The organism is Streptomyces aurantiogriseus (genome assembly GCF_014649375.1).
In the GTDB taxonomy this organism is placed as follows: Bacteria; Actinomycetota; Actinomycetes; order Streptomycetales; family Streptomycetaceae; genus Streptomyces; species Streptomyces aurantiogriseus.
On record NZ_BMSX01000006.1, the window covers coordinates 63997 to 81086 of the forward strand.

At 71.8% G+C, this 17090-nt stretch carries 15 protein-coding genes, 1 pseudogene and 1 riboswitch; of the genes and pseudogenes, 4 read left to right on the plus strand and 12 right to left on the minus strand.

Annotated elements, in window-relative coordinates; all coding sequences use genetic code 11:
- Positions 1-343: 343 nt before the first annotated feature.
- Positions 344-2209: an AAA family ATPase gene (locus tag IE263_RS14865; protein WP_189936427.1), complete on the plus strand. Its 1866-nt coding sequence runs from the start codon at positions 344-346 to the stop codon at positions 2207-2209.
- Positions 2210-2366: 157 nt separating this feature from the next.
- Here IE263_RS14865 and IE263_RS14870 read toward each other — a convergent pair whose 3' ends face one another.
- The 10 genes from IE263_RS14870 to rox form a co-directional block, all read right to left on the minus strand.
- Positions 2367-3464 carry a hemolysin family protein gene (locus tag IE263_RS14870; RefSeq protein ID WP_189936429.1) on the minus strand — a complete coding sequence of 366 codons (1098 nt, stop codon included), beginning with the start codon at positions 3462-3464 and terminating at the stop codon, positions 2367-2369.
- Entirely contained in the window at positions 3461-4786 is a 1326-nt protein-coding gene (locus IE263_RS14875; protein ID WP_189936431.1) for a hemolysin family protein, read from the minus strand. Before IE263_RS14875 ends, IE263_RS14870 begins: the two co-directional genes overlap by 4 nt.
- Before the next feature lie 235 nt (positions 4787-5021).
- Positions 5022-5477 (minus strand): PH domain-containing protein, encoded by a 456-nt coding sequence (locus IE263_RS14880; RefSeq protein WP_189936433.1) that lies wholly within the window; start codon positions 5475-5477, stop codon positions 5022-5024.
- A 13-nt stretch (positions 5478-5490) separates the two neighbouring features.
- Positions 5491-6339: an ATP phosphoribosyltransferase gene (gene hisG / locus IE263_RS14885; RefSeq protein ID WP_189936435.1), complete on the minus strand. Its 849-nt coding sequence runs from the start codon at positions 6337-6339 to the stop codon at positions 5491-5493.
- Between the two features lie 47 nt (positions 6340-6386).
- Complete coding sequence (locus IE263_RS14890) at positions 6387-6659, minus strand: phosphoribosyl-ATP diphosphatase (RefSeq protein WP_189936437.1); 273 nt, start codon at positions 6657-6659, stop codon at positions 6387-6389.
- A gap of 34 nt (positions 6660-6693) precedes the next feature.
- Positions 6694-7179: a 6,7-dimethyl-8-ribityllumazine synthase gene (ribH, locus tag IE263_RS14895; RefSeq protein WP_189936439.1), complete on the minus strand. Its 486-nt coding sequence runs from the start codon at positions 7177-7179 to the stop codon at positions 6694-6696.
- A 31-nt stretch (positions 7180-7210) separates the two neighbouring features.
- Positions 7211-8554: a bifunctional 3,4-dihydroxy-2-butanone-4-phosphate synthase/GTP cyclohydrolase II gene (locus IE263_RS14900; RefSeq protein ID WP_229910996.1), complete on the minus strand. Its 1344-nt coding sequence runs from the start codon at positions 8552-8554 to the stop codon at positions 7211-7213.
- On the minus strand, positions 8551-9192 hold the full coding sequence (gene pnuC, locus IE263_RS14905; protein ID WP_189936441.1) for a nicotinamide riboside transporter PnuC: 642 nt from the start codon (positions 9190-9192) through the stop codon (positions 8551-8553). Before pnuC ends, IE263_RS14900 begins: the two co-directional genes overlap by 4 nt.
- Complete coding sequence (locus tag IE263_RS14910; protein ID WP_189936444.1) at positions 9189-9812, minus strand: riboflavin synthase; 624 nt, start codon at positions 9810-9812, stop codon at positions 9189-9191. The genes pnuC and IE263_RS14910 overlap by 4 nt, the downstream gene beginning before the upstream one ends.
- A gap of 146 nt (positions 9813-9958) precedes the next feature.
- A riboswitch (FMN riboswitch) is annotated at positions 9959-10089 on the minus strand.
- 277 nt (positions 10090-10366) lie between these two features.
- Positions 10367-11803, minus strand: coding sequence for a rifampin monooxygenase (rox, locus tag IE263_RS14915; RefSeq protein WP_189936446.1), 1437 nt, complete (start codon positions 11801-11803; stop codon positions 10367-10369).
- Positions 11804-12052: 249 nt separating this feature from the next.
- On the opposite strand from rox, the gene IE263_RS14920 reads away from it, so the two are divergent.
- Together IE263_RS14920 and IE263_RS14925 are read left to right on the plus strand one after the other, a co-directional pair.
- Positions 12053-12940, plus strand: coding sequence for an RNA polymerase sigma-70 factor (locus IE263_RS14920; RefSeq protein WP_189936449.1), 888 nt, complete (start codon positions 12053-12055; stop codon positions 12938-12940).
- Positions 12941-13031: 91 nt separating this feature from the next.
- Positions 13032-13775 carry an SDR family oxidoreductase gene (locus tag IE263_RS14925; RefSeq protein WP_189936451.1) on the plus strand — a complete coding sequence of 248 codons (744 nt, stop codon included), beginning with the start codon at positions 13032-13034 and terminating at the stop codon, positions 13773-13775.
- 113 nt (positions 13776-13888) lie between these two features.
- On the opposite strand, the gene IE263_RS14930 is transcribed toward IE263_RS14925, so the two are convergent.
- Entirely contained in the window at positions 13889-15352 is a 1464-nt protein-coding gene (locus IE263_RS14930) for an ROK family transcriptional regulator (protein ID WP_189936454.1), read from the minus strand.
- Positions 15353-15492: 140 nt separating this feature from the next.
- Here IE263_RS14930 and IE263_RS14935 point away from each other — a divergent pair, with 140 nt between their 5' ends.
- Positions 15493-16704 carry an MFS transporter gene (locus IE263_RS14935; protein WP_189936455.1) on the plus strand — a complete coding sequence of 404 codons (1212 nt, stop codon included), beginning with the start codon at positions 15493-15495 and terminating at the stop codon, positions 16702-16704.
- Here IE263_RS14935 and IE263_RS14940 read toward each other — a convergent pair.
- A pseudogene (locus IE263_RS14940) lies at positions 16664-17055 on the minus strand (acyl-CoA thioesterase). The gene IE263_RS14935 and the pseudogene IE263_RS14940 sit on opposite strands and share 41 nt — an antisense overlap.
- Positions 17056-17090: the final 35 nt, after the last annotated feature.

Consider the following 17090-nt stretch of genomic DNA (forward strand, 5'->3'; position numbering starts at 1 on the left):
GCCGCCCCAGGACGCGAAGCCCCCGGTTGTTCCCCCGTGATCGGGGGCTTCGTTCTGTCCGCAGCCCGCCTTCCGCGCCTCTTCTGAACGCAACATGGCGTTGTCCGCTCACCCTGGGTCACCGTCCGCGGCGCGCCCCCTTCTGCTCCCACCTCGTCAAACGGCCTGTGCGGCACCCTACGGCGGGCGACGTCCCCGCGGGTACGATGCCCTCGATGCGACCTGGGGACAACTGCTGCGCGCACCTTGCAACTCCGGTCCGCGGCACAGTGGTTCGACCAAGGCAGCCGACAGGCGACGGCCCGGCGGCATACCGACGGGGGCACGGTTTGTGGGGGACGTGATGGACTTCGGCACGCAGGGCCCCGAGGCCCCGGCCGACCTCGCCTGGCTGCGAGGCGTGGACGCCTACACCATGGGCGCCTATCCGCAGGCGGAGGAGGAGTTCCGCACCGCGGTGCGGATCGATCCCGGGATGGCCGACGGCTGGCTCGGACTGCACGCGCTGCGCGTCGACACGACGACCGCGCTGCTCAGGATGTTCCGGCACCGCGACCGCTTCGGCGAACAGCGCACCCGGCACCGTCGTACGCTCAACTCCTGGTACTGGCTGGGCTGGTGGGTGCAACCGGTGCTGGAGAGCCCCCGCGACCTGCTCCTCGCGCACGCCTCGCACTGGCTGGACGGCCGGCACGTCCCCGAGCTGGACCGGGCGCTCGCCGGGCTTCCGCCGGTCGACACCGATCACCAGATCCGCTTCCTGCACGCCTGCCGCGCCTACCTGGTCAAGGACTGGGAACAGCTCGTCCGCCACACCGACCCGCTCCTGAACGACCCGCTGCTCGGCATCGAGGCCGGCCTCTTCGGCGGCATGGCCCGGGTCCGGCTGGAAATGTACGGTCAGGCCGAGCCGCTGCTCTCGGCGGCCCTGATGCGCTGTCGCAGCGAACAGCCCCAGCGCAAGGAGCTGCGGTACTGGCTGGCCAGGGCCCACGAGGGCACGGGCCGTTCCGCGGCCGCCCTCCCCCTCTACCGGGCGGTCCACCGCGTCGATCCCGCCTTCATGGACACCTCGGCCCGGCTCGCCGCGATCGCCGAGGGCGACGGCTACGACGATCCCGCCGACCTCGCCGCGATCACCCTCACCGGGGTCGGCCAGGACACCGGGGACGGGCCGGACGCCCTCGACCCGCTGTTCGGCACCGAGGGGCGGGACCTGAAGCTCACCGACCCCTCCGACCTGCCGCCCGTCGCTCCCCTGCCGTCGGTGACCGACCCGGTGGTGCGCGAGAAGACGCTGGTGCCCTCGGTGCTGCCCGCCGGTCCCACCGACCCCGTCCTCCTGGAGGAGGCGCTCGCCGAACTGGAGCGCATGGTGGGCCTGGAGCCGGTGAAGCGCCAGGTCAAGGCCCTGTCGGCACAGCTCAACATGGCCCGGCTGCGGGCCGGGCAGGGCCTCCCGGTCCAGCCGCCCAAACGGCATTTCGTCTTCTCCGGCCCGTCCGGCACCGGCAAGACCACGGTGGCCCGCATCCTCGGCCGCGTCTTCTACGCCCTCGGCCTGCTCGGTGGCGACCACCTCGTGGAGGCCCAGCGGGCCGACCTCGTCGGCGAGTACCTCGGCCAGACCGCCGTGAAGGCCAATGAACTGATCGACTCCGCGCTGGGCGGAGTCCTCTTCGTCGACGAGGCGTACTCCCTGTCCAACTCCGGTTACGGCAAGGGCGACGCGTACGGCGACGAGGCCCTGCAGGTGCTGCTGAAGCGGGCCGAGGACAACCGGGACCACCTGGTGGTGATCCTGGCCGGCTATCCGGAGGGCATGGACCGCCTGCTTGCAGCGAACCCCGGACTGTCGTCCCGCTTCACGACGCGTGTCGACTTCCCGTCGTACCGACCGCTCGAACTCACCTCGATCGGTGAGGTCCTCGCCGCGGAGAACGGGGACGTGTGGGACGAGGAGGCGTTGGACGAGCTGCGGTCGATCGCCGGGCATGTGGTGGACCAGGGGTGGATCGACGAGCTGGGGAACGGGCGGTTCCTGCGGACGTTGTACGAGAAGAGCTGTGCCTATCGGGATCTGCGGTTGTCGATGTATCCCGGGGCCTTGTCGCGTGACGACTTGTCGACGTTGCGCCTGCCTGACCTGATGCAGGCGTACGGGGAGGTGCTGTCGGGGAGAGGGCCGCAGGATCCGTCGGCGATGTGAGCTGCGTCGAGGCGCGGCCGGTGGGAAGCCGACGCCGGGTGGGGTTTCGCCCACCCGGCGGTGCGCGCGGGGTGCCTCCCCCTCTCGGCTTCGCTCGGACAGGAGGTGCCCCCATGCCCGGGGGCACCCCGTCGCCCAGCGGCACGACTGCCCGCAGCTACGTGGCCAGCGCCTCCTCCGGCTCCCCGCTCATCTGCGGTCCCGTCACCCTGACCTCGGCCACAGCCCTCGACGCTTCCCGGTGCGCGGGATCCGTCACCTCGCCGACCAGCAGCTCGAGTACGTCCTCCAGAGCCACCAGCCCCAGCACCTTCCCGGAGGCGTCGGCGACCTGCGCCAGATGCGTCGCCGCGCGCCGCATCACCGTCAGCGCGTCGTCCAACGGCAGCTCCGAGCGGAGGGTCGTCATCGGGCGCCACACCTGCTGGGGGACCGCCCGTTCGGACTCCTCCAGGTCGAGGACGTCCTTCACATGGAGATAGCCCATGAAGGCGCCGTTGTCCGCGGCGACCGGGAAGCGGGAGTAGCCGGTGCGGGCGGTGAGTTCGACGATCTGCCCCGGGGTGACCGACGGGGGGACCGTCACCAGGGACTCGCGCTTCAGCAGCACGTCCGTGACCGGGCGGGAGCCCAGCTCCAGGGCGTCCTCCAGCCGCTCCTGCTCCTCGGGGTCGAGCAGACCGGCCTGGCCGGCGTCCTCCACCAGCCGGTTGAGCTGCTCGCTGGTGAAGACGGCCTCGACCTCGTCCTTGGGCTCGACGCGGAAGAGGCGCAGGATGCCCTGGGCGCAGGCACCGAGGGCGACGGTGATGGGCCTGCAGAAGCGGGCGAAGTAGACCAGGCCGGGGCTGAGCCACAGCGCGGCCTTCTCCGGGGCGGCCATGGCGAGGTTCTTCGGGACCATCTCGCCGATGACGAGGTGGAAGAAGACCACGGCGGCGAGAGCGATGACATAGCCCAGCGGATGGATCATGCCGTGCGGCAGGTGGATCCACTCGAAGACCGGCTCCAGCAGATGCGCGACCGTCGGTTCGGCGACCGCGCCCAGGGTGAGGGAGCAGACGGTGATGCCGAACTGGGCGGCGGCCATCATCTGGGGCAGGCGCTCCAGACCGTAGAGGACCTGGCGGGCCCTCGCCGTGCCGAGGGGTTCGATCTGACTGCGGCGGACGGAGACGAGGGCGAACTCGGCGCCGACGAAGAAACCGTTCGCCAGCACGAGGAGGCCGGCGAAGGCGAGTTGGAGGACGCTCATCGGGCGACCTCCACGACCGCGCCGGTGCGCACGAGCCGGACCCGTTCGGCCCGGTAGTGGCCGACGCGGCGCACCGCCAGCCGCCAGCCGGGCAGCTCGGCCCGGTCACCGACGGCCGGGATCCGGCCGAGCAGGTCGGCGACGAGCCCGGCGACCGTCTCGTACGGTCCCTCCGGCACGTCGAGGCCTATGCGCTGGAGCGTGTCGACACGGCAGCTGCCGTCGACGTCCCAGGCGGGCCGGCCGTCCTCGGGCGGGGCGGCGGCGAGTTCGGGCGTGTCCAGCCCGTCGTGCTCGTCGCGGACCTCCCCGACGATCTCCTCGACGATGTCCTCCAGGGTCACCACGCCGGCCGTGCCGCCGTACTCGTCGACGACGACGGCGATGGGCTGCTCGCTGCGCAGCCGGGCCAGAAGGGGCTGGACGGGCAGGGTCTCGGGAACGAGCAGGGCCGGGCGGGCGATACGGCCGAGCGGGGTGCGCAGCCGGTCGTGGACGGGGACGGCCAGTGCGTCCTTGAGGTGGACCATGCCGACGATCTCGTCGATCTTCTCGCGGTAGACGGGGAAGCGGGACAGGCCGGTGGCGCGGGTCAGGTTGACCACGTCCTCGGCGGTGGCCGACGCCTGCAGGGCGCTGACCTTCACCCGCGGGGTCATGACGTGCTGCGCGGTCAGCTCGGCCAGCGACAGGGTCCGTACGAAGAGGTCGGCCGTGTCCTGTTCGAGGGCGCCGGCCCGGGCGGAGTGCCGGGCCAGGGAGACGAGTTCACCGGGGGTACGGGCGGAGGCCAGCTCCTCGGTGGGCTCCACGCCCAGGGCGCGTACCAGGCGGTTGGCGACGGCGTTGAGGCCGGCGATGACCGGCCGGAACAGGCGCGCGAAGGCGTACTGCGGGCCGGCGACGAAGCGCGCGACCTGCATCGGCTTGGACACGGCCCAGTTCTTGGGCACGAGTTCACCGATCACCATCTGCACGGCGGAGGCCAGCAGCATGCCGACGGCGACCGCGACACCGGAGACGGCGCCCTCGGGGATGCCGACCGCGGTGATCGGGCCGTGCAGCAGCTCCGCGAGCGCGGGTTCGGCGAGCATGCCGACGACGAGGGAGGTGATGGTGATGCCGAGCTGGGTGCCGGAGAGCTGGAAGGACAGCTCCTTGAGCGACTCGACGACCGTACGGGCTCGTCTGTCGCCTTCGGCGGCGGCCTTCTCGGCGTCCGGGCGCTCCACGGTGACGAGGCCGAACTCGGCGGCCACGAAGAAGCCGTTGGCGAGAATGAGCAGGAACGCGGCTGCCAGGAGCAGCAGGGGGGTGGTCATGATGCCGCCGCCTCCGCAGAGCCGCGGACTGAGAGGTCGCAGTCCGCGCTATGTCGGCAGGGGGCGGCGCAGGTACTACAGGACGATCCGTCCATCGCCGGAGATGATCACTCCTCGGGTAGCAGGAACCCCTGTGCGCCGGCACGGCACGACAGGGGCGGAGGCGCAAGGGACGCGTCTCCGCCACCAGATTAATCAAGACAGGGGCTTCTGCGGCAGGGTGGACGACCCCGAGTCAGCCCCGATCTTCCTCGGGGTGGTGGACGGAGCGGGCCTCGACGAGGCTCCGGAGCGTGCGCGCGTCGGCGATGGCACGCTCCTTGGCGATGCCCGGCTGGATGCCGAGCGCGGGCAGGCTGGTGCCGTCGCTGAGGTTCAGGAAGACCCAGGGATCACCCGGGCGGAGGTTCACCTGGAGGATCTCCGCCCAGGCCAGGCGCCTCCTGCTCGCGATGTTCACGACGGTGACGCCGGAGTCCTCGGCGACGACCCTCACCCGGGCGAGCTGGGCCAGCACCCAGAAGATGAGGCCGCCGGTGACGACGAAACTGAGCCGCTCCCCCGGGCCGAGCTGCTCCAGCAGCAGCGCGACGGCGGAGATGACGAGGAAGATCACCACTCCGGCCGTGAGCAGCACCGCGCGGGTGCGGCCCGGCCGAAAGGTGACGGGCAGGGTGGGCAGGTCGGACATCTTCCCGGAGATTTCAGAGACGGCAGGCGTGGATGGCCGTGGTCAGGATGGCGCGGGCGCCGATGTCGTACAGGTCGTCCATGATCCGCTGCGCCTCCTTGGCGGGGACCATGGCGCGGACGGCGACCCAGCCCTCGTTGTGCAGCGGGGAGACGGTCGGCGACTCCAGGCCGGGCGTGAGGGCGACGGCCTTCTCCAGCTGCTCGACGCGGCAGTCGTAGTCCATCATCACGTAGGTCCGGGCGACCAGGACGCCCTGGAGGCGGCGCAGGAACTGCTGCACCTTCGGTTCGTCCGCGTCGGCGCCGGTACGGCGGATGACGACGGCCTCGGACTTCATGATCGGCTCGCCGATGACCTCCAGACCCGCGTTGCGCAGGGAGGTGCCGGTCTCCACGACGTCCGCGATGACCTCGGCCACACCCAGCTCGATGGCGGTCTCGACGGCGCCGTCGAGGTGGACGACGGACGCGTCGACGCCGTTGTCGGCGAGGTGCTTGGCGACGATGCCCTCGTAGGAGGTGGCGACCGTCATGCCGTTGAGGTCCTGCACGCCGTTCGCCGTGCCGGGCTTGGTGGCGTAGCGGAAGGTGGAGCGGGCGAAGCCCAGCGGGAGGATCTCCTCGGCGTTGGCGCCGGAGTCGATCAGCAGGTCGCGGCCGGTGATGCCGATGTCGAGGCGGCCGGAGGAGACGTAGATCGCGATGTCGCGGGGGCGGAGGTAGAAGAACTCGACCTCGTTCTCCGGGTCGACGATCCGCAGCTCCTTGGACTCACGGCGCTGCTGGTAGCCGGCCTCATGCAGCATCTCCGCCGCAGGGCCGGACAGGGAACCCTTGTTGGGGACGGCGATGCGCAGCATGAGGCGAGCTTCCTTCGTTGTTCGTACGGAAAGGGGTGCGGGGCGGCTCAGAGGTGGGCGTAGACGTCGTCCAGGGAGATCCCGCGGGCGACCATCATCACCTGGACGTGGTACAGCAGCTGCGAGATCTCCTCGGCGGCCGCGTCCTTGCCCTCGTACTCGGCCGCCATCCAGACCTCGGCGGCCTCCTCGACGACCTTCTTGCCGATGGCATGGACGCCCTTCTCGACCAGTTCGGCGGTGCGGGAAGTGGCGGGGTCGCCGGTGGCGGCCTTCTGCTGGAGCTCGGCGAAGAGCTCCTCGAACGTCTTCTTGGACATGGTGCTGCCCACCCTAGCCGTAATGCCGGTGGGGCTACCGCCAGGGTTCAGATACTGAGCGGAGCGTGGCCGCGGTCGCCACCGCCGCGGTCACCGCCTCGTGTCCCTTGTCCTCGTTGGAGCCCTCCAGGCCGGCCCGGTCGAGGGCCTGCTCCTCGGTGTCGCAGGTGAGCACGCCGAAGCCGACGGGGACGCCGGTCTCGACGGAGACCTGGGTCAGGCCCTGGGTGACGCCCTGGCACACGAAGTCGAAGTGGGGGGTACCGCCGCGGATGACGACGCCGAGCGCGACGATCGCGTCGTAGCCGCGGCCCGCGAGGACCTTGGCGACGACCGGGAGCTCCCAGCTGCCGGGGACCCGCAGCAGGGTCGGCTCGTCGATGCCCAGGTCGTGCAGGGCGCGCAGCGCGCCGTCGACCAGACCGTCCATCACCTTCTCGTGCCACTGTGCCGCGATGACGGCGACCCGCAGGTCACCCACATTGCGTACGGACAGTTCCGGTGCGCCCTTGCCGCTCACGTCTCTCCTTCGTACCTTCGTGCCGTCGTGCTTACTGGTTGCCGCAGGGGGACACGGGGGCCGTGTCCAGCCAGGGCAGGTCGTGTCCCATCCGGTCCCGCTTGGTGCGCAGGTAGCGGATGTTGTGCTCGCCCGCCTGTACGGGCATCGGCACGCGCGCGCTGACCTTGAGGCCGTGGCGCAGCAGTGCGTCCGTCTTCTCGGGGTTGTTGGTCATCAGGCGCACGCTGCGCACCCCGAGGTCCTCGAGGATCTGGGCGCCGGCCGCGTAGTCGCGGGCATCGGCGGGCAGGCCGAGTTCAAGGTTGGCGTCGAGGGTGTCGTGGCCCTGCTCCTGAAGCTCGTACGCCCGCAGTTTGGACAGCAGACCGATGCCGCGGCCCTCGTGTCCGCGCAGGTAGACGACCACGCCCCGGCCCTCGGACTGGATGCGCTGCAGGGCGGTGTCGAGCTGGGGGCCGCAGTCGCAGCGCGCGGAGCCGAAGACATCGCCGGTGAGGCACTCGGAGTGGACACGGACCAGGACGTCCTCGCCGTCGCCGATCTCGCCGTGGACGAGGGCGACGTGCTCGACGCCGTCGACGGTGGAGCGGTAGCCGTAGGCGGTGAAGGTGCCGTGGACGGTGGGCAGACGGGTCTCGGCCTCGCGGCGGACGGTGGGCTCGGTGCTGCGGCGGTAGGCGATCAGATCCTCGATCGAGATGATCGTCAGGCCGTGCTTGCGGGCGAAGGGGATCAGCTCGGGCAGACGCAGCATCCGGCCGTCCTCGCCGGCGATCTCGACGATCGCGCCGGCCGGGCGCAGCCCCGCGAGGCGGGCGAGGTCGACGGCCGCCTCGGTGTGGCCGTTGCGGACGAGCACCCCGCCGGGCTTGGCACGCAGCGGGAAGACATGGCCGGGGCGGACGAGGTCGGTCGGCTCCGCGGTGCCGCTCGCCAGGAGCCGGAGCGTGGTGGCGCGGTCGGAGGCGGAGATGCCGGTGGTCACGCCGTGGGCGGCGGAGGCGTCGACGGAGACGGTGAACGCGGTCTTCATCGACTCGGTGTTGTCCGCGACCATCTGCGGGAGTTGGAGCCGGTCCAGTTCGTCGCCCTCCATGGGGGCGCAGATCAGACCGCGGCACTCGCTCATCATGAAGGCGACGATCTCGGGGGTGACCTTCTCGGCGGCGACGACGAGGTCGCCCTCGTTCTCGCGGTCCTCGTCGTCGACGACCACGATCGGGCGGCCGGCCGCGATGTCGGCGATGGCCTGCTCGACGGGGTCGAGCGCGAAGTCCTCGATGCCGTCGGTGCTGTACAGAACCGGTGGGACAAGAGGGGTGGCGCGCAGCGCCCCGTTTGGGGTGGTGGTGGGAGACGGGTGGGCGCTCATGCGGGCGCTCCTTCCAGAGCGGGCTGCGGGTTCCTGCGGGAGCGCAGCCACCAGTCGCGCATGCCCCACAGGACGAGCGCGCCGTAGATGACGTAGACGAAGCCGGAGAAGGCGTAGCCGTTGGCGAAGTTCAGGGGGACGCCGACGAGGTCGACGAGGAGCCAGGCGAACCAGAACTCGACCATGCCGCGGGCCTGGGCGTACATGGCGACGATGGTGCCGACGAAGATGTAGGCGTCGGGCCAGGGGTCCCAGGACAGGGTCGGGTAGGCCTTGAAGAGGAGGGCCACGGCGACCGTGCCGGCGGCGGCCGCGGCGACCATCGCCGCGCGCTCGCGCCAGGTGGCGAACCGCGGGGCGATGTGGCCGTCCTCGGACTGCCCCTTGTTGCGGTTCCACTGCCACCAGCCGTACAGCGCCACGGCCATGACGACGACCTGCTTGCCGGCGCTGCCGGCCAGGTGGCCGTAGAAGGCCACGAAGAGGACGAGGCCGGAGAGGAACTGCACCGGCCAGGTCAGCAGCGAGCGCCGCCAGCCGAGGGCGAGGGTGATCAGGCCCAGTACGTTGCCGATCATGTCCGACCAGATGATGTGCTGGTCGAACATGACGAAGGCCTCGGAGTTCAGCCAGTTCACTTGGCCGCTCCCTGAGTACCGGCCGTTCCCTGGGTGTTCGCCAGCAGGCGCTCGACGTACTTGGCGACGATGTCCACCTCGAGGTTGACCGGGTCGCCGGGCTGCTTGAGGCCGAGCGTGGTCAGGGCGAGGGTGGTGGGGATGAGGCTGACGGTGAAGAAGTCGGGGCCGGCGTCGACGACGGTGAGGCTGATGCCGTCGACGGTGATGGAGCCCTTCTCGACGACGTAGCGGGCGAGGTCGGCGGGGAGCGAGATCTTGACGATCTCCCAGTGCTCGGACGGCTTGCGCTCGAGCACCTGTCCCGTGCCGTCGACGTGGCCCTGCACGATGTGGCCGCCGAGGCGGGCGCCGACGGCGGTGGGACGTTCGAGGTTGACCCGGGAGCCGACGGCGAGGGCACCGAGGCTGGAGCGGTCGAGGGTCTCCGCCATGACGTCGGCGGTGAACTCGTCGCCCTCGTGCTCGACGACGGTGAGACAGACCCCGTTCACGGCGATGGAGTCGCCGTGCTTCGCGCCGTCGGTGACGACGGGGCCGCGCAGCCGGAAGCGGGAGGCGTCGCCGAGGTTCTCGACGGCGGTGACCTCACCCAGCTCTTCGACGATTCCGGTGAACACTTCCCGGGTCCTCCTGCCTCGTTCGGGCACGGACTCCGGGGCCTGTCGATGACGACAGAAGGTACGGGCGAGGACACCGGGGCGACGCCGGACAGACTCGTCCACAGACGAGTACGTATACGGCGGCGCGCACGTATGCCCGCCCGCCGCGCACTGCCTCCCATCCGGACTTTAACCGTCGGTCCAGGAATTTCACCTGGTCAACCGGCCGCTGGAAGCGACCGGGTCGCGGACTGTAACCGCCGGTTCGGACTTTCACCGACCCCGGAGTGCGCTGCTTTTAGGTACAGGGCCAGTGTGCCACGGCCGATCGGCGTCCATACGTGCGAGCGGTGTGGGGTGGCTCACAGGTCGTGTCGATGGACTTGCCGGGCGGGCCGGCATCAACTCCCGGCCCCGGCAGCCCCCTTGAGGGAGGTCCACACCTATTGACGCATTGGTCTAGTCCTCTCTAGGGTCGGCAGGTGCGGTCCCGGCGGCGGTGACGACGGCCCTTGCCCGCCGCCGGGCACCGACTCCGGGTGGCCGCACCCTTTCGGACCGGCCCCGCGCGCTCAGCCGGCGGCGGCACCGAACCACTTCGGCAGTCGGCTGAGCAGATCCTGCTGGTCTTCACCGACCCAGGCCACGTGGCCGTCCGGCCGCAGCAGCACCGCGGGCACGTCCAGTTCCTCGCTGACGTCGACGACGTGGTCGACCCGGTCTGCCCAGCCCGCCACCGAGAGCCGGCCGGTCTGGTCGAGCAGCAGCCCGCGGCCGCTGTGCATCAGCTCGTAGAGGCGGCCTCGCTTCAGCTCCACGTCCCGCATCCGCCGGCCGAGCAGTTCGTGGCCCTCGCCGAAGTCGTAGCGGACCCCGACCGCCGTGATCATCTCGGTCACGTACCGGTTCACCTCCTCGAAGTCCATCAGCGTCGAGAACAGCTCCCGCAGCGCGGTCGCACCCGGATCGGTGCCCAGCAGCGTGATCTGCGCGCGGGTGTTGTCCAACACGCGGGCGCCCACCGGGTGCCGTTCGGCGTGGTAGCTGTCCAGCAGCCCCTCCGGAGCCCAGCCGCTGACCGCGGCGGCCAGCTTCCAGCCGAGGTTGAACGCGTCCTGCACGCCGAGGTTGAGCCCCTGCCCGCCGGTCGGAGGGTGGATGTGCGCCGCGTCGCCGGCCAGCAGCACCCGGCCGACCCGGTAGCGCTCGGCCTGCCGGGTGGCGTCGCCGAACCGGGACAGCCAGCGCGGCGAGTGCACGCCGAAGTCGGTGCCCCCGAACGCCCGCAGCTGCTTCCTGAACTCCTCGAGGGTCGGCGCGGTCGTACGGTCCTCGGCCACGCCGTCGGCGGGCACGACGATGCGGTACACCCCCTCGTTGCCCTCGCCGACGGGGGCGACGCCGAACCGCAGTTGGGTCCTGCGGACCTCCGCGACGACGGCGGCGATCGTCTCCGGGTCCTCGGTCACCTCCATCTCACCCAGCAGTGTCTCGACCTTGGCGGGCTCGCCGGGGAAGCCGACGCCGAGTTGCTTGCGCACCACGCTGCGGCCACCGTCGCAGCCGACGAGGTAGCGCGAGCGCAACTGCGTGCCGTCGGCCAACTCGACGGTCACCCCGTGCTCGTCCTGGCTCAGCCCGACCAGTTCGCAGCCGCGCCGGATCTCGGCACCGAGTTCGAGGGCACGCTCGTTGAGCAGCCGCTCGGTGACCGGCTGCGGGGTGGCGACGCCGTACGGGTGAGCTGTGTCCAGCCGGTCGGGCCACGGCTTGGCGATGCCGCCGAAGAGACCGCCGACCTGGAACTTCTCACTGACCGCGAGGAACCGGTCCAGCAGGCCGCGCTGGTCCATCATCTCGACGCTGCGCGCGTGCAGGCCCTGTCCGCGGGACTGCCCGGTCGGCTCGGTCAACTTCTCCAGCACGACCGTGTGCACACCGTGCAGCCGTAACTCGCCGGCCAGCATCAGCCCGGTCGGTCCGCCGCCGGCCACGATCACGTCAATCATCACAACGTCCATTTCCGCAGGTTCTGGCTTCGGCGGGTGATTCTGCGGCACGACCGGGGCCTTGCCGCAAGGCCCCCTGTGCGCTATAAGTTGAGAGTGGCAAGGAGTGGATGACCTCCTTGCCTTTGCCTTTTTGTCGTCCTTGTCTCTGCTTTTCTCGTCCGTTGTGGGTTGTGGACGGACAACCTCCTCGCGCAGACCGGACCTCAACTGCGCAGACCCGGACCGGGGTTCTGGCAGGGTGAGCGCATGACGACCGCCGCCGCCGACGAGTTCGAGGCCCACCGCGCCCGGCTGTTCGGCCTGGCCTACCGGATGCTGGGCTCCGCCGCCGAGGCCGAGGACACGGTCCAGGACGCGTATCTGCGGTTCAGCGGCGCCGACCGCGCGGGCATCGAGCATCCGGCGGCCTGGCTCGCCAAGACGGTCACCCGTCTGTGTCTGAACCGTCTGACCTCGGCCCGGGCGCGGCGCGAGCAGTACGTCGGGGCCTGGCTGCCGGAGCCCGTCATCACCTCGGACGGCACGCTCGGCCCGGTGGAGTCGGCCGAGCAGCGCGACGCCGTGTCGCTCGCGATGCTGGTGCTGCTGGAGCGGCTCACGCCGACGGAGCGTGCGGTGTACGTGCTGCGGGAGGCGTTCGCGTACGGCCACCGGGAGATCGCCGAGGCGCTCGACCTGAGCGAGGCCAACTGCCGTCAGCTGTACCGGCGGGCGGAGCGGCGGCTGGCGGTGGAGCAAGGACGCTTCGAGGCTTCTCCGCAGCGGCGGGAGGAGCTGGTGACCTCGTTCCTCTCGGCGGCCCGGGACGGTGACCTCGCCGGGCTGGAGAAGCTGCTCGCGGCCGACGTGACCTGGTGGAGCGACGGCGGCGGCAAGGTCACCGCGGCCCGGCGGCCGATCGAGGGGCGCGAGAAGGTGGTGCGCTTCCTGGTCGGCGCGTTCCAGGGCTTCGCGGCCGGGATGACGTTCACGGTCGCCGAGATCAACGGTGCGCCCGGCCTGCTCGCCTGGGCGGGCGACACCCTGGCGAGTGCGGTCGCGTTCGAGTGCCGCGACGGCGAGGTCACGGACGTGCGGGCCGTGCTGAACCCGGACAAGCTGGACTTCGTACGGCGTCAGCTCGGCCGGGGTTAGTGGGTTGTCACATTCCGCGAGGGGTGTCTGGTCTCAGCTGGCGGAGGGTGCTCCAGCGGGGAGCACTTCGTGTCCGAAGGGGCTGAACAGCATGACCACGATCCTGGTGACCGGAGGTACCGGAACCCTCGGCCGGCTCGTCACCGAGCGGCTGCGCGCGGACGGGCACGAGGTGCGGGTGCTGAGCCGGCACACGCAGCCGTACGCCGTCGATCTGCGTGCGGGCGGGCTGGGGCTGGACACGGCCGTCGCGGGCGTCGACACGATCGTGCACTGCGCCACCTCGCCGCGTGGGGGTGACGAGCAGGCGGCCGCGCATCTGATCGAGGCGGCGCGGAAGGCGGGGGTCGGGCACCTGGTGTACATCTCGATCGTGGGGGTGGACCGGGTGCCGTTCGGCTACTACAAGTCCAAGCTCGCCGTCGAGAAGCTGGTGGAGGAGTCGGGGATCGGCTGGACGGTGCTGCGCGCGACCCAGTTCCACGACCTGCTCGTCCAGCTGTTCCAGACGCTGTCCAAGGTGCCGGTGATGATCCTGCCCGCCGGGGTGAGCGACCAGCCGGTGGAGGTGGCCGAGGTCGCGGACCGGCTCGCGGAGCTGGCGGCCGGTGCGCCCGCGGGCCGGGTCGAGGACATGGGCGGCCCCGAGGTCCGTACGTTGGAGTCGCTGGCCCGCGCGTACCTGCGCGCGAGCGGCAGTCGGCGTGCGGTGGTGAACGTGCCGCTGTGGGGCGCGGCCTACCGGGGGTTCCGGACGGGGGGTCACCTCACGCCGGAACGGGCCGTGGGGAAGGGGACGTTCGAGGAGTACCTGGCCGCGCGGGCCCGCCGCTGAGGGACGCCCGGGCGTGAGGACGGCGTGCCGCACACGCCTGCGGCGCGATGCGGGGCCGGCGCCCTGCAACCGCGCCGCGACGGCACGGCTGTTCCGCGCCCGCCGGGTGACCGCTAGGGCGTCCCGAACAGCTCCTCCTGGGCGGACTCCCGCGCCGTCAACAGCGCCCCGCGCAACACCGCGCCACCGCCCAGGACGCTCGGCCGCACCTCCGTCGGCAGCGGGGCCATCCGCCGCAGCCGTTCCTCCACCCGCGCCGCGAGCACCTCCCCGCCGGCCAGCCCGACCTCGCCCCCGAGGACCACACACCCGGGGTCGAGGACGGCGACGACGGAGGCGGCCCCGATGGCGAGGCGATCGGCGAGGGCATCGAGGAACCGCCCGGCCGCGTCACCGGACGCGCCGGCGCCGACGCCTCCGGCCGCGCCCCCGCCCCCACCGGCGAAACCGGCTGAACCTCCGCCGGGCGATCCGGCCGCGCTCCCGCCGGGCGATCCGGCCACGTCGCCGCCGCGAGAACCGACACCGCTCCCTCCAGCGGATCCAGCCGCACCTCCTCCGCGCGATCCACCCACGCGCCCGCCAGGAGATCCGGCCACGTCGCCGCCGAGGGATCCGGCACCGCTCCCTCCAACGGATCCAGCCGCGCCTCCTCCGCGCCATCCGCCCACGCCCCCCACCGCCGCCACCGCCGCCCGTACCACCGCCGCCGCCCCCGGCTCGTCGGGCGTCGGCGGTGTTGTCAGGCCGTGCTGCTCCGCCAGTGCGACCACCGCCGCCGACCCGGCGAGGGAGTGGAAGCCGCCCTCGCAGTCCGTTGCCGACGGGAGTCCGCTGGTTCCGGGCACCGGCAGGAAGCCGATTTCGCCGGTGCCGCCGGAGGCTCCCCGGCGCAGGGTGCCGTCGAGGACGACGGCCGCGCCCGTGCCGTGGCCCAGCCAGAGCAGGACGAAGGTGTCGCGGTCCCGGGCGGTGCCCTCGCGCTGTTCGGCCAGGGCGGCGAGGTTGGTCTCGTTCTCGACGCTGACGCGGGCCTCGGGAAGCCGTTCCTGGAGGGCGGCGACCAGGCGGCGGTGCCAGGCGGGCAGGCCGGTGGAGTTGCGCAGTTCGCCGCTGGCGGGGTCGATCAGGCCGGGCGCTCCGATGCCGACGGTGTGCAAGCGGTCGGCGCCGGCCTCCTTCACGACCCGCTCGACCAGCGTCACCGCCTGCTCGACGGCGGGCCCGGTACCGGTGTCGTCCCCGATGGGCACGGACGCCTCGGCGAGCACCCGGCCGACCAGGTCGGACACGAGCACGGCGACGCCCTCCGTGCGCACGTCCAGGGCCGCCAGTTGGGCGCGGCCGGCGACGATGCCGTACAGCCTGGCGTTCGGGCCGCGTCGCTGTGCGCCCGTCTCGCCGACGACCTCGATCAGGCCGGAGGCGGTGAGGCGTTCGACGAGGTCGGCGACCGTCGGCCGGGACAGGCCGGTGAGCTGCTTCAACTGCCCGGCCGTCAGTGGACCTTCGTCCTGCAGCAGCCGCAGGGCGAGCCGGTCGTTGATGGCCCGGGCCGTGCTCGGGGATGCGGGCATGCGGGGAATCCTCCCACGGGGGCGCCGGAGGACGGCTCCTGACGGCGCTCTTTTTATCAGGCAGGGTTCCTGATAGTTTACGTCGGCTGCCGCGCCGCACGGCGCGGCACGCCGGCAGGGCAGAAGGGGGAACGGGGAGAATGAGTGAAGTGATCCACGCACCGTCGGACATACGGCGGGCCCGGTACGCCGTGGCCGCCGTCTTCGCCGTGCACGGCGCGGTCACCGGCTCCTTCGCCACCCGGGTGCCGTGGATCCAGGACCACTCCTCGGTGAGCGCCGGGCAGCTCGGCTTCGCCCTGGCCTTCACGGCGTTCGGCGCCTCCTGCGCCATGCCGGCGGCCGGCTGGATCACGCACCGCTTCGGCAGCCGGACGGCCCTGCGCGGCCTGATCGCGCTGTGGACGCTGTCCCTGGTGCTGCCCTCGCTCGCCCCGAACCTGCTCACGCTCTGCCTGGCGATGTTCGCCTACGGCGCCACCGCGGGCATGGCCGACGTGGCGATGAACGCGCTGGGCGTCGAGGTCGAGCACCGGCTCGACAAGTCGATCATGTCCGGGCTGCACGGCATGTGGAGTGCGGGCGCGCTGATCGGTTCGGCGGGCGGGACGCTCGCCGCGCACCTGGGTGCGGACGCCCGCGTGCACCACATGCTCGCGGCGGCCGTCCTCACCGTCCTCGGTGTGCTGGCCTGCCAGTGGGTGCTGGACCTGCGGCCGGAGGAGGACGAGGAGCCGCCCCCGCGGTTCGCGCTGCCGCCGCGCTCGGCGCTGCTGATCGGCGCGGTCGGGTTCTGCGCGGTGTTCGCCGAGGGCGCGAGTCTGGACTGGTCGGCGGTCTACCTGCGTGACCAGCTCGACAGCTCGGCCGGGGTCGCGGCGGCCTGCACGACCGGCTTCATGCTCACCATGGCGGTGGCCCGGATCGCGGGTGACGCGGTGGTGAACCGGTTTGGCGCGGTGCGCACGGTCCGGGCGGGCGGCGTCCTGGCCGCGCTGGGCGGGCTGCTGATCGTGATCGCGGATCACCCGGCGGTGGCGATCGCCGGCTTCGGACTGATGGGCCTGGGCATCGCCGTCGTCGTCCCGCTGTGCTTCGCGGCGGCCGGGCACGCCGGGCCGAACCCCAGTCAGGCCATCGCGGGCGTCGCGACGATCACGTACACCTCCGGGCTGATCGCGCCGAGTCTGATCGGCGGGGTGGCGCAGGCGACCAGCCTGATGGTGTCGTTCGGCGTGGTGACGGTGCTGGCGTGCGGGCTCGTGGTGTTCGCGGGAGTGCTGCGCGGCGGCGAACGCACCTCCGCGAAGGTCAGTGAGCCGACCGCAGCAGTTCCCGGCCCGCGCTCCTGAGCGTCTCGCTCCACGGCGCGGGGCGCAGGGTCGCCGCGTCCAGCCGGACGAGCACCCGGGTGCCCTGCGCGTAGGTGACGGCACCGTCGGTCGAGCAGAAGCGGAAGCCGTACGTCAGACCGGTGGTGCCGAGCCGCTCCAGCCAGAGGTGGACGGCGTAGGCGCCCGGCTTGGTGACCGGGGCCTCGTAGGTGATGCGCAGTTCCTTGACGGCGTTGCAGGCGTCGCCGGCCGCCGTCCAGTCGCCCTCGAAGCTCCTGGCAGAGCTGGGTCCAGGCGCGCTCGACCATCGGTGACCGGGATCAGCCGGCCGTACGACAGGGCGGGGGCGCTCGGGGCTTCGGCGGTCACGGTGGGACTCCTGGGGTGCGGGAACGGCATGGGCG

What these genes read in the sequence shown, in the direction of transcription:
- IE263_RS14865 (WP_189936427.1), top strand. Translation starts at nt 344, where the DNA reads ATGGACTTCGGCACGCAGGGCCCCGAGGCCCCGGCCGACCTCGCCTGG.
- IE263_RS14870 (WP_189936429.1), bottom strand. Translation starts at nt 3,464, where the DNA reads ATGAGCGTCCTCCAACTCGCCTTCGCCGGCCTCCTCGTGCTGGCGAAC.
- IE263_RS14875 (WP_189936431.1), bottom strand. Translation starts at nt 4,786, where the DNA reads ATGACCACCCCCCTGCTGCTCCTGGCAGCCGCGTTCCTGCTCATTCTC.
- IE263_RS14880 (WP_189936433.1), bottom strand. Translation starts at nt 5,477, where the DNA reads ATGTCCGACCTGCCCACCCTGCCCGTCACCTTTCGGCCGGGCCGCACC.
- hisG (WP_189936435.1), bottom strand. Translation starts at nt 6,339, where the DNA reads ATGCTGCGCATCGCCGTCCCCAACAAGGGTTCCCTGTCCGGCCCTGCG.
- IE263_RS14890 (WP_189936437.1), bottom strand. Translation starts at nt 6,659, where the DNA reads ATGTCCAAGAAGACGTTCGAGGAGCTCTTCGCCGAGCTCCAGCAGAAG.
- IE263_RS14900 (WP_229910996.1), bottom strand. Translation starts at nt 8,554, where the DNA reads ATGAGCGCCCACCCGTCTCCCACCACCACCCCAAACGGGGCGCTGCGC.
- rox (WP_189936446.1), bottom strand. Translation starts at nt 11,803, where the DNA reads ATGATTGACGTGATCGTGGCCGGCGGCGGACCGACCGGGCTGATGCTG.
- IE263_RS14920 (WP_189936449.1), top strand. Translation starts at nt 12,053, where the DNA reads ATGACGACCGCCGCCGCCGACGAGTTCGAGGCCCACCGCGCCCGGCTG.
- IE263_RS14925 (WP_189936451.1), top strand. Translation starts at nt 13,032, where the DNA reads ATGACCACGATCCTGGTGACCGGAGGTACCGGAACCCTCGGCCGGCTC.
- IE263_RS14930 (WP_189936454.1), bottom strand. Translation starts at nt 15,352, where the DNA reads ATGCCCGCATCCCCGAGCACGGCCCGGGCCATCAACGACCGGCTCGCC.
- IE263_RS14935 (WP_189936455.1), top strand. Translation starts at nt 15,493, where the DNA reads ATGAGTGAAGTGATCCACGCACCGTCGGACATACGGCGGGCCCGGTAC.